This window comes from Paucilactobacillus oligofermentans DSM 15707 = LMG 22743, from assembly GCF_001434315.1.
Taxonomy (GTDB): domain Bacteria; phylum Bacillota; class Bacilli; order Lactobacillales; family Lactobacillaceae; genus Paucilactobacillus; species Paucilactobacillus oligofermentans.
Window position 1 is genome coordinate 667,674 of record NZ_AZFE01000031.1, and the last position, 16,578, is coordinate 684,251.

Consider the following 16,578-nt stretch of genomic DNA (forward strand, 5'->3'; position numbering starts at 1 on the left):
AGAGGGAGTTCATCTTGAAATTAAATAAGTATACAGTCGCTACGGCCGGCGTCACGTTTCATTTAATGTTGGGTTCAGTTTATGCTTGGAGTGTTTATGTCACTGCAATTGCGACCAAAACACATTGGGCAGAATCAGCCATTACCTTTGCATTTAGTTTAGCCATCTTTTTTCTTGGAATGTCGGCGGCGTTTATGGGTCGCTTAGTTGAAAAATTTGGTCCCCGCGTGACGGGAACAATTTCTAGTTTTTGTTATGGGATTGGGACAATTATGACCGGATTGGCAGTTCATTCAAATCAACTTTGGCTATTGTATTTGGCCTATGGAGTGATTGGTGGAATTGGGTTAGGTTCCGGATATGTCACCCCAGTTTCAACCATTATCAAATGGTTTCCAACGCGGCGGGGATTTGCAACCGGCTGCGCCATCATGGGCTTTGGATTTGCGGCAATGATTACAAGTCCAATTGCCCAACAATTAATTAGTACGGTGGGAATTGAACGAACTTTTTACATTTTAGGCATTTTCTATTTTATCGTGATGGTAACGGCAGCCCAATTTATCAAGCCACCAAAGAGAATTGAAACGGTCGATGAATCGTTACAACCAGGAGTAAGTTTAACTAGTGGTCGTCAAATGACCGCCAATCAAGCGGTTAAAACGCCTGAATTTAAGATGTTATGGGTGATGCTATTTATCAATATCACCTGTGGAATTGGCTTGGTTTCAGCCGCGTCACCAATGGCGCAAGAGCTTACCCATATGACGGTGGTTAAAGCCGCTTGGATGGTTGGGGTGGTTGGGATTTTTAATGGCGCGGGTCGCTTAGCCTGGGCTAGTATTTCAGATTATATTGGTCGCCCTAATACCTTTAGCTTAGTGTTTATCATGGAAGGTTTACTGTTGTTTGGTCTATTAGGAGTTAATTCAACGTCGGTTTTTACCGTGGTAATGTGTGTGATTATTTCAGGTTACGGTGCTGGGTTTTCAGTAATTCCAGCTTATCTCAGTGATGTGTTTGGCACCAAAGAATTAGGGGCAATTCATGGTTACGTGTTAACTGCTTGGGGTCTAGCCGGTCTGGTTGGCCCATTAGTGTTATCAATGTCCCATCAGATTTTACAAAGCTATAATCTGACCTTAATTTTCTTTGGTATTTTAGAATTATTAGCATTAGTAGTTTCATTCGCAATTCGTAAACGATTCAAAGTTGTACAAACTAAATTAGAACAAGAATAAAAAATAACCGATCATAACTGAATTTTTTTCAGCCATGGTCGGTTATTTTGTGGTTCAGGGTAATTACCATAAATATTTAACGGTTGCTTCAAAATATTTTTGATAAACGTCTTGGCAAATTACCATTTGGTCAGGAGTTAGGGCTGGTAGTTCAGCCGCCTCAGTATTGGCATTAATTTGATTGGCGTTGCTAGCGCCCGGAATGATTGTTGAAACGGCATCAAACATCAAAATCCAGCGGAGTGCCGTTTGAGCTAACTGATCAGTACCTAAACGTTGTGTTAATTCAGTGGCGGCTTTCACGCCAGTTTCATAGTCAACACCGGCAAAAGTTTCACCTTTATCAAAGGCTTCACCGTGACGATTGAAATTACGATGATCATTTTTACCAAATTTAGTGCCGAGCGTATATTTACCCGTCAGTAAACCACTAGCTAATGGAACGCGGACAATGACACCCACGTTATGTGCTTTGGCTAATTTGAAAAATAAATCAGCTGGTTTTTGGCGGAAAATATTAAAAATAATTTCAACGGCTGAAATATCATAGTCCATGGCTTTAATGGCTTCTTCAATGCGTTCAACGCTGACACCATAATGTTTAATACGACCGTCAGCTTTCATTGCATCTAAAGTATCAAAAATTTCTTTATGATAATAAGCATCAGTTGGTGGGCAATGTAATAAAATTAAATCTAAACTGTCAGTTTTTAAATTTTTAAGCGATTTATCGACAAAGGCTTCCAAATTTTCTTTGGTATAACTATCAATTGTATGTGGATCAAGGGCCCGGCCCATTTTTGTCGAGACGGTAATTTTTCGTTCGGGATGAGCGGCTAAAAATTCGCCGATGGCTTTTTCACTTTCCCCATCTTGATAAATATCAGCAGTATCGAAGAAGTTAACCCCCGCTTGATAGGCCGCTTCAAGTGTATCTTGGGCTGCTTGTTGATTAAATGGATCACCCCATTTAGAGCCTAATTGCCATGTACCTAATGAAATTTCACTAATTTTGTAACCAGTTTTACCCAAAATACGATATTCCATGATTGACCTCCAAAGTGTCTTTAATAATGAAATCTTAACACTAAAGTTATCGGATAAGAAGTTGTTAGATATTTCTCCTTTGATATCGGGTGAATAAGTATTAAAATGGGATTATCAACGTTGAGAGGATATTATGGAAATGAAAGCAATGAAAGAGATTCTTAGTTGGATAGTTCCAATTGTAATTGGGTTATTGGTTGCTTTATTAATTAAGCAATTTGTATTTCAATTAGTTCGGGTTGATGGTCCTTCGATGGATCCCAATTTGAGTGATAATGAACGGGTAGTGGTTCTTAAGCAAGCAACGATTCACCGTGGGAGTGTAGTCGTGTTCCAAGCTCAAGGAGTTGATCCAACTGCAACTACCAAAACAGATTATGTTAAACGGGTAATTGCATTACCAGGTGATACGGTTAAGTCAGAAGATGGTAATATTTACGTTAATGGTAAAAAAGTTAAACAAAATTATATTAGTTCTGATGAACGAACCACGGGGACAGGTAATTGGACCTTGGCGAGTCTTTCAAATGACCATGCGTGGTTAAAAAATACTGATGCGACTAAGGTGCCAAAAGGTAAATATTTTGTCCTTGGTGATCATCGTAGCGTTTCAAATGATGGCCGTTATTGGGGCTTTGTGCCAAAGAGTAAAATCTTAGGGGTAGTTAAAGTGCCATTCTGGGGATCAGATAAAACCGCTAAGAAAAACATTAACACGGAATGGAAAAATTATTTCGAATAATTAAAAGCGAGTAAACAAAAATTAATTTTTGTTTACTCGCTTTTTTAATGATGTAATTTATTTATTAAGGGCTCGTTTAATGGTGTTATCAACCAAAATAGACTGGGCATCCGCAACCAAAAAATTGTGATCGGGCGCTTTTTCTTGGGCCAGTGAAAGTTCAGTACAGCCAAGAATGGTAATATCAACCTGTAATTCGTCGTGCATTTGCTGCAAAATATGATGATAACGATCATGGTTAACGATTCCATCACCCTTAATATCGTCAAAAATTAATTTATTGGTTTCAGCTAATATTTTAGTTGTGGGATGAACTACTTCATAATTATGGGTAGTTAAAAATTGATCATAAATCCCAGTAGTTAAAGTTCCTGGAGTACCCAAAATTCCAACTCGTTGGGCGGTGGGATTAATTTTGGCAATTGCTTCAACCGTTAATTTTGGCATATGTAAAATTGGAATGGAAGTATTGGCTTGCATTTTATCGTAAAAATAATGGGCCGAGTTACAAGTTAAAACAAAAAAAGCGGGCTGTAATTGACTAAATTGTTTAACATCATCAACGAGCTTTGAGGTTGGATCAGCTTTGGTATGATCCAAAATATACGCTGACCGATCGGGAATTGAGGCATGGTTAACAACGATGTAATCTAAGTAATCTTGATCACGATTAGTTGGTGTTCGTTCGTTTAATAGGCGGACAAAACTTTCGGTTGCTAGAGATCCCATGCCACCAAGGATTGTAAAAAAATGATTCATATTGAAACCTCCTCAAGTTAATTAGTCATATGATAACACTAAAGTTGGCAAACCGGTGGGCGGACCTGTTTCACGTGAAACAAAAAGAGCTGAACAGTAAGTTCAACTCTTTAATAATGAAGTGCTGCATAATCAGACTATGCTTTTTTTAACCAATCTTTTCCTTCAACAATCCGAGCAACTAACATGCCAGATGTAGTGTTAGATGATGAATTCAATAAGGTTGCGGGAATATCAATAATTTCACTAATGATTAAAATTAATGGTAGCGCGCTCATTGGGAAACCAAAAACGGTAATAATCACGGTTTCAGCTACAAAACCACCACCAGGAATGGCGCTCATAACAACACCGACTAAGAAACCAACACAGATGATAAGCACTGCATCTTGTAGCGTATTAATGGGCTTACCGAATAATACGAATAAGAACGTGGCTTTTAAGATCCCACCAACAACGGAACCATCTTTATGAATATTGGCACCCAATGGAATCACGGTTTCAGCGATATCATCAGTAACGCCCATTTTTTTAGTATATTCAATATTTACGGGAATTGATGCGGCTGATGAACTAGTGGCAATGGCTGTGATTGCAGGAGCGCTAATATTTTTCCAAAAGATTTTAAAACCAGCTTTACCACCGGCAATAAAGGCATAGCCACTCATAATAATAAAGAAATAGAAGATTGCGAAACCAATATAAACTAATAATGTTCGAAGATAAGTCGAGGCCATTTCAGCGCCTAAGTTACCAATTACCGTGGCGAAGTAACAACCAAGTCCGATGGGAGCATAATACATAATGTATTTAACGATTTTCATGGTTACCACGTTACCAGCGGCTAAAACTTTAGCGAATGGTTCGGCCGCTTTACCAGAAGTCGAAGTAGCAATTCCCGTTAAAATGGCGACGATGATTAATGATAACATGTGATTCTTAGTCAAAATTTTATTAAAATCGTCAACGGTAAAGGTGCTAACTAATTGTGAAAGCCAAGAATCTCCAGAAGCGCCCGCACCCTTAACGGTCCCCATCAAATGTTTAATACTAGTCATATCAAAACTGTTAATTGGATTGAAAATTAACACAGCTAGATAACCAAAAATGGCAGCAATTAGTGAAGTTCCAAGGAAAACCATAATTGTTGTTCCCAGAATTTTGCCTAATCGCGTAACATTGGTCATACCAGAGATGGCCGATGAAATGCTGAAAAAGACTAAGGGAATTAAAACCATATACATGAGGTTTAAAAATAAGTCCCCAAGTGGTTTGACAACATCGACTTTAGTACCGAAAAAGGCGCCACAAAGACCACCAATGATTAAACCGGCTAATAAAAATATTGGACCGCGATAATTTTTCCAAACTGTTTTCAAGATACTGCTCCTTTTCTCTTATGTGTGAATGACACACTACCTACTAATTAATCTGTTAATTGCTGTTAAAGTAAGTCCCCGTATTTAAAATATTTATTTTTCAAAAAAATCATTAACGATTTCGACATCATCTAAATGATGTTTAGTGGTACCAATAATTTGGTAATCTTCGTGACCTTTACCGGCAATTAAAACAACATCGCCAGCAACGGCTTGTGATAAGGCGTAATTGATGGCTTCGCGACGGTCGATTTGACGAACATATTGATCAGCGTTCAAGTTGACAACCATATCATCAAGAATCATTTCGGGATCTTCAGTCCGTGGATTATCAGAGGTGAAGACTGGGTTGGTGGAATAATCAGTCGCAATTTGTGCCATGATTGGTCGCTTAAGGGCATCACGATCGCCACCACAGCCAACCACACAATAAACTTTACCTTTCGCAAAAGCGTTGATCGTTTCAAGGACATTTTGCAGGCCATCAGGGGTATGGGCGTAATCGACAATGGCCGTAACATCGGCATCATTAGGAACAACTTCAAAACGTCCACGGACCCCTTTAACGGTTTCTAATGATTGAATAATTTGTTCAGGGTCAATCCCATTAACATAGGCAGCTCCAAACGCTGCAAGGGAATTATAAACGTTAAAATCACCCATTAGTTGGAGTTTAACGGGGTAAGTTTGGTTATCAATCGAAAGGTCATATTCAGTGCCGTGAGAAGTGACGCGGATGTTAGCGGCTTGAAGTAAGCCTTTGCCATGGGTTCCATAAGTTAAAATGTTGGCTGCGGTTTTATCTAATAATTTTACGCCCGCGGGATCATCAATATTAATGACCGCATTTTTGGCCCATTGACCATCTGCAAAACTATTCCCTAGTTGAGAAAAGAGAAGGGTTTTAGCTGCAAAATAATTTTCAAAGGTTTTGTGATAATCTAAATGATCTTCGGTTAGATTAGTAAAAATGGCGGTGTCGAAATCAACACCCCAAACGCGACCTTGGACTAATGCGATTGAAGAAACTTCCATTGCGACCGAATTCACGTCAGCAGTAACCATTTCACTAAGAATGGATTGGACAGTGTGTGGATCAGGCGTGGTATTAATGGTGGGAATCTTAGTATCACCAATTTTGTTATACATGGTGCCAATAATCCCGGTTTTTTGACCAGCATCTTCCATAATTTGGCTGATCAAATGAGTAATGGTGGTTTTGCCATTCGTTCCAGTAACGCCAAAAGTAGTCAGCTTGGAACTAGGATTGCCATAAAAGCGAGTACTAATTTGAGCCAAGGCTTTATAAGTGTTGGGAACCATGATTACCCGGCTATGATCAGAAATTTCAACCGGTTTTTCAATCACAATTAATGCTGCCCCCGCATCAAGTGCTGCCTGGACGTGCTGATGACCATCAAAGTGACCACCAGAAATAGCGACAAAACAGCACCCAGGTGTAATTGCACGCGTATCATTAACGACTTCATTGATATCAATGTGTTCTAGTTTTTCACTATCACAACGATTGATTTGTAATAAATTAACTAAATTAGATGCTTGCATCTGTATATTCTTCCTTCGATAAATAAATTTTCAATAATAATGATAATTTTAGCATGGTTGCCCCAGCTTATAAAGACCAACCGGGATTAGATAGATTAAGTTTACCTTAATTTCAGGCAGATAATTTTAAGTGGATTTAGGATAGGCGTTATTATGTAAATAATATCAGATCTTTAATGCTCGTTTAATGACAGCGTTAATGAAAACCAGTATAATATAAGCATTGATTAAAAATTAGGAGAATATTATTATGTGCGGTTTTGTTGGTGCAATTCATCAAAATAACAGTGGTTCACAATTAGAAGATATTAAAGTTATGAATCAAGTGATTACTCATCGTGGTCCTGATGATGAAGGATATTTTGAAAATGAGGATGTTACGTTAGGTTTTCGTCGCCTCAGTATCATCGACTTGAGCCATGGTGGACAACCATTATCTTATGACGAACAACGCTATTGGATTGTGTTTAATGGTGAAGTTTATAACTACGTTGAACTACGCGATGAACTTAAAGCGGATGGCTATGAGTTTAAGACAAGCAGTGATACCGAAGTTATTTTAGGAATGTATAAAAAATATGGTGTCGAAACGGCCGCTAAGTTACGCGGGATGTTTGCATTTGTCATTATTGATACGCAAACGCATGAAGTCTATGGTGCTCGCGATCATTTTGGAATTAAACCATTTCATTATGCGGAACAAGATGGTCAAGTTTATTTTGCGTCGGAAAAGAAATCAATTGTTAAACTATTAAATGATAAATCAGTTGATGATGCCGCGTTGCAACATTACATGACATTTCAATATGTTCCAGATCCATATACGATGAGTACGAACATTAAACGTCTTACACCAGGGCATTATTTTATTAAGCGTCCCGGCGAAGAGATGAAAATCACTAAATATTTTGAACCTAAGTTTACTCCTAAACCAGTTCAAGATGAAAATAAACTAGCTGAAAAAATTGCCGAATCACTACATGATAGTGTTGCCAAACATATGCGAGCTGACGTAACCGTTGGATCATTCTTATCGGGGGGCGTTGATTCATCGATCATTGTTGCGCTTGCGCGTCAGATGAGCCCAAACATCAAAACATTTTCGGTTGGTTTTGCGCGTGAAGGCTATAGCGAAATTGATGTTGCTGAAGAAACCGCACAACGTCTAGATGTTGAAAATATTAGTAAAGTAATTACGCCAGAAGAGTTTGTTAAGGAATTTCCAAACTTTATGTACCATATGGATGATCCATTGGCTGATCCAGCCGCCGTGCCACAATTTTTCCTTGCTAAGTTAGCCCGTCAATATTGTAAAGTTGCATTAACTGGTGAAGGTGCTGATGAATTATTTGGTGGTTATACGATTTATAACGAACCTAATTCATTAAAAATGTTTGATTATTTCCCTAAGCCATTAAATGGGGCTATCAACAGTCTTGCTAGTAAATTACCAGCCGGTATGCGTGGTAAGAGCTTTTTAGAACGGGGGACAACTCCACTTGAGAAACGATTTGTTGGAAATGCTAAAATCTTCATGGAAGATGAAAAAGCCCAACTATTGAAACGTTATAATCCAGCGAATCCATATACCGTAATCACAAAACCATTTTATGATGCGACAACGAACTTAGATCCAATTAATCGAATGGAAGATGTTGATATGCATACTTGGTTAATCGGTGATTTATTATTAAACGCTGATCGGACCACGATGGCTGCTAGTTTGGAATTAAGGACCCCATTTATTGATAAGGAAGTCTTTAAGGTTGCCTCAACCATTCCAGCCGATATGAAAATAGCGCATAATACCACTAAGTACATTTTACGTAAGGCAGCAGAATCATTTACCCCAGATAATGTGCTTTATCGTAAAAAGCTTGGTTTCCCAGTACCAATTCGTTTTTGGTTGAAAAATGAATTACATGATTGGGCAGTCCAAACAATTAATGAATCTGAAGTTGATGATTATATTAATAAAGATTTTGTTTTGAAATTACTTGCAGACCATACAAATGGCGTTCGAGACAATTCACGTAAAATTTGGACGGTCCTAACGTTTATGGTTTGGCATCAAGTTTATATTGAAGGTAAATTTCCTAATTTAGTTTAGATAATTCTGATTGAGATTTACTTAGCAAACCTTTCAAAATTTTATCGCGACTCGTTCACAATTTCTTCACATGATCGCGGTATAGTTACATCATACCAATTAAACCAAACCTCTTTCATTTACTCCTCCAAAGTAATGAAGACAGTAGCTGGCAAGCAGCTACAATCCTACTCCTAAAAGTCGATTAGCTTACCCGAGCTAATCGACTTTTTTATTAATATTAAGTTGATTATGCTAGATTTGATGCAATATATTAAAAGTACATAAAGTTATTGTAAATTTGGGAGCTAATGGGTTGATATGATAGAAATTGACTTGAATTATTGTTAAAATTAGATACTGATAAAAGTAAGTTGTATTAAAGAGGATACCAATGAACAAAAAAGTTAAACAATTAACAGGAATAACAATTATTTTATTTTTGGCAATGATTTTGATTGTCACTTTTAGCGTACATGAAACTGAGTATGCGGCAACGACAAATAATACCAATAAGACTGAAAAATCAACTACAACGAAAAGTTCAGTTATGAATAAAGTTAACTGGAAAAAATCGTCAGAAAAAGTTGCTTATCCTGATTTAAGTAAATATCCGAATGCGTGGATTCACGTTTCGCTGGCTAAAAATCGAACCTACATTATGAATGGCAATGATGTTTTATATACTATGTATTGTTCAACCGGTAGCGGTGGGGATAATGCAACCCCAACGGGTACGTATTATATTCAAGCAGAACGGGGAACATCATTTTATAGTGCCAAGGGTGGCGAAGGTGCCAATTATTGGGTCAGTTGGAAAGATCATGGTGTTTACTTATTCCATACGGTTCCGGTAGACGAAAATGGTAATTATATCTTAAGTGAAGCCAAAGAATTAGGAAAAGAATCTAATTCGCATGGTTGCGTTCGGTTATCAGTACCTGATGCTAAATGGATTTATAATAATGTTCCTGAGGGTATGAAAGTATCCATTACAAAAAATTAGATTCTTTACTAATTGATGATAATAACTTCATAATTTCTTCACAAGAAGTGGCTATGATTGCATCATACCAATTAAACTTCTTTTCACTTACTCCTCCAAAGTAATGAAAAGCGTAACTGATTTATCGGTTACAATCTCACTTAACTGAAAGTCGATTAGTTTCCCCAAGCTAATCGGCTTTTGTATGTTTCGTTGAAAGTGTATAATTGTCGATATAACAGATAACTATTAGAGGTGATATTGTGAATAATCAAGACCCCAATACCCGTGTAGGGCGACATTCCAAAGCAACAGAACCATCAAAAAAGTCTACGCCTAAAAGTCCCTTTTATGGTGAAAGTCGAGCAGCACGAAAAGCTGACAAGGCTGATCGAAAAAAGAAAGGTTCGAAAAAGCCACATAAAAAATTAAAACCAATTAAAATTATTTTATTATCATTAGTTGCGATCTTGGTAATCATGATTGTTGTGTTTGCAATTAAACAACGCGATCCAATTTCAACAACTCGTGAATCAGACGTTGTATCAAGTTCTAGTTCAAAAAAGAAAGTAAGTAGTTCGAAAAAGAAAGTAAGTAGTTCGAAAAAGAAGACAAGCAGTGTTAAGAGTAGTAGCAAGACAAGTAGTTCAACTAATTATCAAGCACAATACTCGACTAATGCCGCTGCTTCTAGTTCCCGTGCGGCTGCACAATCAGCTTATAATCAGTCAGTTGCTAATTCGCAAGCGGCGAGTTCCAAGGCAGCAGCTGACTCACAGTCTGCAGCCGAAGCTTCTCGAAAAAATCAAGAAGCTCAAGAGTCTTCACTCGCAGCTGCGCAATCATCAGCCGAAGCGTCATCTAATGCCCAGACACAGACAAGTAAGCCATAATAATATTTATATTTTTGCTCCATTGAAAATTCAATTAATTGAATTTTCAATGGATTTTTTTTATTTAAAAAATAATTAAATAGTTTCAATTTGTGATATTTATTCATAATTATCTTTAATTACATGATTAAAATGCTGTGATAATATCTTTTAAAGAAAGCGCTTTCTAAGAAATGATTAGGAGTTATTATTTTGGAAATTAAAAATCAAGCAACTTTTTTGTATGGAGGAGATTATAATCCAGAACAATGGCCAGAAGAAACGTGGCAACTGGATATCGATAAATTAAAAACCGCAAAAATAAATGTAGCAACAATAAATGTATTTTCTTGGGCTATTTTGGAATATGCAGAAGGAAAATATAATTTCACAATGCTGGATAAAATTATTAAACTTTTATCCGATAATGATATTAAAATTATTTTAGCAACATCGACAGCCGCGATGCCAGCTTGGATGATAAAAAAATATCCTGACATTTCAAGGGTTAATACAAATGGCATTCGTCAAAAACATGGTAAAAGACATAATGCATGTCCTAATAGTTTGAATTATAAAAGACTATCCCTGGGATTGGTTGCTGAATTAGCTAAGCGATATTATAACTTAGATAACATGGTCTGTTGGCACGTATCTAATGAATATGAAGGATATTGTTACTGTGATAATTGTGCAAGAAAATTTAGAATTTGGTTAAAAAGTAAATACAAAGATATCACTAATCTAAATCAAAAGTGGAATAGTAATTTTTGGAGTCATACATATTATGACTGGGATGAAATTAATCCACCGATGAAAATTTCAGATTTATTTGATAATGGTAAACCAGTATTAAGTGGTGCAGCGCTTGATTATCAAAGATTTCAGTCGGACAGCTTATTAAATAATTACTGTGTTGAAAGAGATTGTATTAAAAAATATGATCAAAATCATGCAATAACGACTAATTTAATGGGCTCTAAAAAAGATCTGGATTACTTTAAGTGGGCAAAAGAGATGGACATCGTTTCATGGGATAATTACCCGGAATCTAAAGAACCAATTAGTAATACTGCAATGCAACATGATCTTATGCGCGGTCTTAAACAGGCGCCTTTTTTGCTAATGGAACAAACTCCAAATCAGCAAAACTGGTATCCATATAATGCATTAAAAAAGCCTGGTGAAATGAGGATGCTAAGCTATCAAGCAATTGCACATGGAGCTAGTAGTGTTCAGTTTTTTCAGCTTAAACAAGCTAAAAGTGGTGCAGAAAAGTTTCATGGTTCTGTGTTAACACATAGTAATAGTGTTAATACTCGTACTTTTAAAGAAGTAAAGAATTTAGGTAATGAATTGTCTAAATTATCAGGCTCAATGCAACATGCACGTAACATTGCCAAAGTTGCGATAGTTTTTGATTGGGAAAGTTATTGGGGGATTGAAAATTCAATTGGTCCTTTGGAAAACTTGAGTTATGTTAATGAAATTCAAAGATTTTATAAAGCGTTTTATGATTGTGGAATTTCAGTTGATATTATTTCACAAAACGATAATTTACAAGATTATTCAGTAGTGGTAGCTCCAGTTTTATATATGATGAAACCTAGTTTTATTAGTGAAATAACTGGATTTGTTGAAAATGGTGGTAGGTTTGTTACATCGTATCTTTCGTGTTTAGCTGATGAAAATGACAACATCTATAGTGGTGGATATTTGGAACCATTAAGAGAAGTTCTTGGAATTCAAGTTGATGAAAGAGATGCACGATCAGCAGATGAAGAAATAAATATATTAGATGATTGTAATAATGAAATAGGTACTACAGATGGTGTATGTGATTTAGTCGTAGCTGATCATGCAGATGTTTGGGCTAAATATTCAGGTAATATTTTTTATGACAATACACCGGTAATTACTAAAAATAACTATGGTAAAGGTCAAGCGATATATTGTGGATCAATGATTGATGAAAAAGGAATGTACAGCTTAGTAAAACGTATTTGTAGCGGAACTGATGTGATTATTAAGCAAGCGAATGAAGTTGAAATATCTATTAGATCAACAAAAAATGAAAACTTTTATTTCATTATTAATACGAGTGATAGTGAAATAAAGATTGATAATCCATGTATTTCTGCTGAAGTTTTACTTTCAGATTTAAAGGTTGGAAAACAAATAAATTTAAAGAGTTTTGGTGTAGTAATTTTACGGGAATCAAAATAGAAATGGAGAAGTAAGATGGATAAATCACAAATTCAAAATACGGATAAACATTCAGTAATGATGAAAGTTTCATTATTGTCAATTTCAATTATTTTAACATCGGGTACTGCAATCGCGGCTACAATACCAAGCTGGTTAAAAGCATTTCCTGACGTAGCTAGGTCTAATGTAGAATTGTTGCAGACGTTACCATCGATTTCTGTTGTTTTTGCAACATTATTTAGTTCATGGTTGGCTAAATGGATTGGTGTTAAAAGAACGGTTATTTTAGGATTATTGATTGCTGGTTTTGCCGGAACTGCTCCAGCTTGGACAACTAATTATTCCGTATTTTTTGGTTCAAGATTGTTATTGGGAGTTGGTTTTGGTTTAGTTAATTCATATGCAGTCAGTTTAATAGGTATGTTTTTTAATGGTCAAGAAAAAGCTAATATGATGGGATTTAGAGGATCTTGTGAAAAATTAGGGAGTTCAATTACTACTTTTGTTGCTTCTGAATTATTAATTGCTTTTAATTGGCACGCTTCGTTTTGGGTCTATGGTTTAGCATTTATTATGACAATTTTATTTGCTTTAAATGTACCGGAGCCTGATGAAGATATGAAAAATGTTCAAGTTGATCACGAAAAGAAAAAGCAAAAAGTTAATGGTAAAGTTATTTTTTGGACGATGTTTTGTGTTTTATATTTAATTCCAATTATTGCATCATACACTCGAATTACAGAATTAGTTACAACTAATGGATATATAACGATTGGAAAAGTTGCAATTATCTTGAGTTTAGCGCAATTTGGTGGAGTATTAACTGGAGTGATCTTTGGTGAATTATTAAAATTATTAAAATATACATTTTTGCCAATTACATTAGCATTTACTGGAGTAAGTCAATTAATGATAGCTATGTCTTCAAACGCAATTGTAATTGGTGCAGGAGTTATTTTAACTAGTACGATTTCGGGAATTGTTGTGACATATGTATTTAATATTGGGGCTGAAATTACGCCGAAGAATTCTTTGAACTTAACTACATCATTGATGATTGTTGGCTGTAACATTGGATCATTTATTACGCCATTAATTTTAGGATGGATTGGAATGTTTCATCCAAGTAGTGATTTAGCGTTTACTTTCTATTTCTTTGGTTGGCTATTAGTAGTTGCGGGAATTTTAATGTTCTTTGTAGTTAAGCCATTGTCTGTAAAAAGTGAAAAATAGCGGAGGAAATAATAATGAATTATATTGAAATTAAACAAGATAAAATGTTTTTTAATGGTGAACAACTGATTCTTAGGGGTTTAGGAATTGGAACGTGGCTGAATATTGAACATTTTATGATTGGAATGCCAGGACCACAAAGTGTTATTTTGAATAGTATTGACCGAGTATACGGTGAAGGTAAGGGTAAAGAATTCCAAAATTATTTTATTGATAAATTTATTGATGAGAATGATTTTAAATTTATGAAAAAGATTAACATTAACTTCTTAAGAGTACCAATAAATTATCGTAATTTTATTGATGATAATACTTTAGAATTTAAAAAGGATGGGTTAGAAAAACTTAAACGATTATTAGATTATTGTGAAAAATATCAAATTTTTTGTATGCTTGATATGCACACTTCGCCAGGTGGTCAAAATCCAGATTGGCATAGTGATAATCGAACGGGAGTACCACAATTTTGGGAGTTTAAAAGTTTAAGAAATCAACTAGTTGAAGTTTGGGGAAAAATAGCTAGTGAACTTGCAAATCAGTATAGTTATTTATTAGGTTATGATTTATTAAATGAACCTGCAATGGCTGATATGGATACTTTAAATAGTTTTTATAATGAGACAATCGATATTATTAGAAAAAGTGATACCAATCATGCTGTGATTGTTGAAGGTGATCATTTTGCAATGGATATGTCAGAGTTAGATATAAAAAAAGATTCAAAAATGATTATCAGTTTCCATTACTATCCTACGGTGTGGAAAGAAAATTTATTAGATCGAAATTTAGATCGAGCTGAACGAAAAAAAGAATTTGATTTGGGATTAATTGATGTTTTAAATACAATTAAAGGCTTAAATGTACCATTGATTTGTGGTGAAGCTGGATATGATATAAAAGAAGATGATATCGATTTTAGTATGGAATTGTTAGAAGATACTATTGATATATTTGAATCTAGAAATATTTCGTGGTGTTTGTGGGCGTATAAAGATGCTTGCTTTATGGGGTTAACGCATCCTAAAAAGGATTCAGATTGGATGAAATTGGTTGATGAAGTTCATACAAAGTGGACTCATTATGATGAAATGAGTCAAGCAAATAAAATTACTCATAAAATGGCGCAAGAATTTAATTTGGATGATAAAGATTTGGAATATGAGTTACAATTTAGAGTACGAGGAATACTTTATCGTTATCAACAAGAAGGAATATTAATTCCATTATTGGAAAAAATTAGTTGGCAAGATTTTATCAGCAAACTGGATAGCTTTAGTTTCGATAATTGTGACTATTACGATAAATATGAAAAGTTATTGATGAAATATACAAGTTAATTTTGTTTGCAAAAGGGGGTAATGAATTTGAGATATAGTTTTGGAATTATTGATTATTCATTACCGTTGTATGCTGATAGTGTTAGTAATGAATGGAATCAAGAAAATGTAAATAGAGATTTGGGATATCCGTTTGTTCATTGGTTGCAAACAATATCAGGGGCGGGTGTTATTCAAATAGATGGAAAGTTAATTGAACTTAGTACAGGCCAGGGAATTTTAATTGATAAAGATATACCACATTCATATAAAAGTAAGTCTAGTGATTGGAATACTGCTTATTTTACGTTTGGCGGAGAATTAATTTCAGAAATGTTGGATTCGTTAAAATTTAAAAAATACATCCACATTTCTAATCCAAATTGTCAATTACTACAGTTTGTAGATAACTACTATGAAAATGTAAAAGCAAATAAAATTGATGAATATGAATCCTCGGTTTTAGTATATAAATTTTTATTGCTAATTAAAAAGAATCAAGTTAGTAATAATATTGATCCAAAGGCACAAGAGTTTATTATTGAACCGATTATTAACTTAATTGAAAAGCAATATATGTTAGATTTAAAAAATGATGATTTTGTTAGAGTTACCAATTATAGTTTGCAGTATATTCTCGAAATATTTCGCGAAAATTTAAGTAGTTCGCCACATAAAATATTGATAAATTATCGAGTTAAGAAAGCAAAAGAGTTATTGATAAATCAAGCAAATATGAGTGTTGAGGAAATTGGCCAACGAGTAGGGTTTAATACTAATAGTTATTTTATTAGTACTTTTAAAAAGAAAGAAAAAGTTACGCCGAACCGATTTAGACAGTATTTTTAAAAATAAACCATTAGCTTAAAAGCTTTCAGATTGAAATAATAGTCTGAAAGTTTTTTTATTTTAAAAGATAATTTAGTTAGATTAATATGATTATTGTTAATGAATTTAATTTGTGCGAGTTAGGAAGTATAATTATCTAACTTGACTAAAATTAAGTATTATCATGATAAATTAATTTTAGAAAATAAAATAAATTTAAGCTAATATATGAGTAGCTATTGGTATAGATCACACTTATTTTAAAAAGACAAATGTATTATAAAAACGCTTATATAGTGGCGATTAATCGAAT

The 16,578-nt window shown here is 34.8% G+C and carries 13 protein-coding genes; 9 read left to right on the forward strand and 4 right to left on the reverse strand.

What is annotated here, in order from left to right:
• The first annotated feature begins 14 nt into the window (after window positions 1-14).
• On the forward strand, window positions 15-1,241 hold the full coding sequence (locus tag FC70_RS06780; protein ID WP_057890235.1) for an L-lactate MFS transporter: 1,227 nt from the start codon (window positions 15-17) through the stop codon (window positions 1,239-1,241).
• A 63-nt stretch (window positions 1,242-1,304) separates the two neighbouring features.
• Here FC70_RS06780 and FC70_RS06785 read toward each other — a convergent pair whose 3' ends face one another.
• Window positions 1,305-2,288 (reverse strand): aldo/keto reductase, encoded by a 984-nt coding sequence (locus FC70_RS06785; RefSeq protein WP_172457063.1) that lies wholly within the window; start codon window positions 2,286-2,288, stop codon window positions 1,305-1,307.
• A 139-nt stretch (window positions 2,289-2,427) separates the two neighbouring features.
• On the opposite strand from FC70_RS06785, the gene lepB reads away from it, so the two are divergent.
• Window positions 2,428-3,030, forward strand: a complete 603-nt coding sequence (gene lepB / locus FC70_RS06790) for a signal peptidase I (RefSeq protein WP_057890305.1) — start codon at window positions 2,428-2,430, stop codon at window positions 3,028-3,030.
• 57 nt (window positions 3,031-3,087) lie between these two features.
• Here the strand turns inward: lepB and FC70_RS06795 are convergent, their stop codons facing one another.
• The 3 genes from FC70_RS06795 to FC70_RS06805 all read right to left on the reverse strand — a co-directional run bounded on the left by FC70_RS06795 (window position 3,088) and on the right by FC70_RS06805 (window position 6,734).
• Window positions 3,088-3,789 (reverse strand): aspartate/glutamate racemase family protein, encoded by a 702-nt coding sequence (locus FC70_RS06795; RefSeq protein WP_057890237.1) that lies wholly within the window; start codon window positions 3,787-3,789, stop codon window positions 3,088-3,090.
• Between the two features lie 137 nt (window positions 3,790-3,926).
• The gene (locus FC70_RS06800; RefSeq protein WP_083478668.1) at window positions 3,927-5,168 is read right to left on the reverse strand and encodes a dicarboxylate/amino acid:cation symporter; all 1,242 of its coding nucleotides are present in this window, start codon (window positions 5,166-5,168) and stop codon (window positions 3,927-3,929) included.
• A gap of 93 nt (window positions 5,169-5,261) precedes the next feature.
• The gene (locus FC70_RS06805) at window positions 5,262-6,734 is read right to left on the reverse strand and encodes a UDP-N-acetylmuramoyl-L-alanyl-D-glutamate--2,6-diaminopimelate ligase (protein ID WP_057890239.1); all 1,473 of its coding nucleotides are present in this window, start codon (window positions 6,732-6,734) and stop codon (window positions 5,262-5,264) included.
• A 250-nt stretch (window positions 6,735-6,984) separates the two neighbouring features.
• Between FC70_RS06805 and asnB the strand changes: the two genes are divergently transcribed.
• The 7 genes from asnB (at window position 6,985) to FC70_RS06840 (ending at window position 16,286) form a co-directional block, all read left to right on the forward strand.
• Window positions 6,985-8,844: an asparagine synthase (glutamine-hydrolyzing) gene (asnB, locus tag FC70_RS06810; protein ID WP_057890240.1), complete on the forward strand. Its 1,860-nt coding sequence runs from the start codon at window positions 6,985-6,987 to the stop codon at window positions 8,842-8,844.
• Between the two features lie 373 nt (window positions 8,845-9,217).
• The gene (locus FC70_RS06815) at window positions 9,218-9,829 is read left to right on the forward strand and encodes a L,D-transpeptidase (protein WP_057890241.1); all 612 of its coding nucleotides are present in this window, start codon (window positions 9,218-9,220) and stop codon (window positions 9,827-9,829) included.
• Between the two features lie 242 nt (window positions 9,830-10,071).
• Complete coding sequence (locus tag FC70_RS06820; protein ID WP_057890242.1) at window positions 10,072-10,701, forward strand: hypothetical protein; 630 nt, start codon at window positions 10,072-10,074, stop codon at window positions 10,699-10,701.
• A gap of 192 nt (window positions 10,702-10,893) precedes the next feature.
• Window positions 10,894-12,906: a beta-galactosidase gene (locus FC70_RS06825; RefSeq protein ID WP_057890243.1), complete on the forward strand. Its 2,013-nt coding sequence runs from the start codon at window positions 10,894-10,896 to the stop codon at window positions 12,904-12,906.
• Window positions 12,907-12,921: 15 nt separating this feature from the next.
• Window positions 12,922-14,121, forward strand: coding sequence for an MFS transporter (locus tag FC70_RS06830; RefSeq protein WP_057890244.1), 1,200 nt, complete (start codon window positions 12,922-12,924; stop codon window positions 14,119-14,121).
• A gap of 14 nt (window positions 14,122-14,135) precedes the next feature.
• Window positions 14,136-15,458, forward strand: coding sequence for a glycoside hydrolase family 5 protein (locus FC70_RS06835; protein WP_057890245.1), 1,323 nt, complete (start codon window positions 14,136-14,138; stop codon window positions 15,456-15,458).
• Between the two features lie 27 nt (window positions 15,459-15,485).
• Entirely contained in the window at window positions 15,486-16,286 is an 801-nt protein-coding gene (locus FC70_RS06840; RefSeq protein ID WP_057890246.1) for an AraC family transcriptional regulator, read from the forward strand.
• Window positions 16,287-16,578: the final 292 nt, after the last annotated feature.

What these genes read in the sequence shown, in the direction of transcription:
- FC70_RS06815 (WP_057890241.1), top strand. Translation starts at nt 9,218, where the DNA reads ATGAACAAAAAAGTTAAACAATTAACAGGAATAACAATTATTTTATTT.
- FC70_RS06830 (WP_057890244.1), top strand. Translation starts at nt 12,922, where the DNA reads ATGGATAAATCACAAATTCAAAATACGGATAAACATTCAGTAATGATG.
- FC70_RS06835 (WP_057890245.1), top strand. Translation starts at nt 14,136, where the DNA reads ATGAATTATATTGAAATTAAACAAGATAAAATGTTTTTTAATGGTGAA.
- lepB (WP_057890305.1), top strand. Translation starts at nt 2,428, where the DNA reads ATGAAAGCAATGAAAGAGATTCTTAGTTGGATAGTTCCAATTGTAATT.
- FC70_RS06805 (WP_057890239.1), bottom strand. Translation starts at nt 6,734, where the DNA reads ATGCAAGCATCTAATTTAGTTAATTTATTACAAATCAATCGTTGTGAT.
- FC70_RS06785 (WP_172457063.1), bottom strand. Translation starts at nt 2,288, where the DNA reads ATGGAATATCGTATTTTGGGTAAAACTGGTTACAAAATTAGTGAAATT.
- asnB (WP_057890240.1), top strand. Translation starts at nt 6,985, where the DNA reads ATGTGCGGTTTTGTTGGTGCAATTCATCAAAATAACAGTGGTTCACAA.
- FC70_RS06795 (WP_057890237.1), bottom strand. Translation starts at nt 3,789, where the DNA reads ATGAATCATTTTTTTACAATCCTTGGTGGCATGGGATCTCTAGCAACC.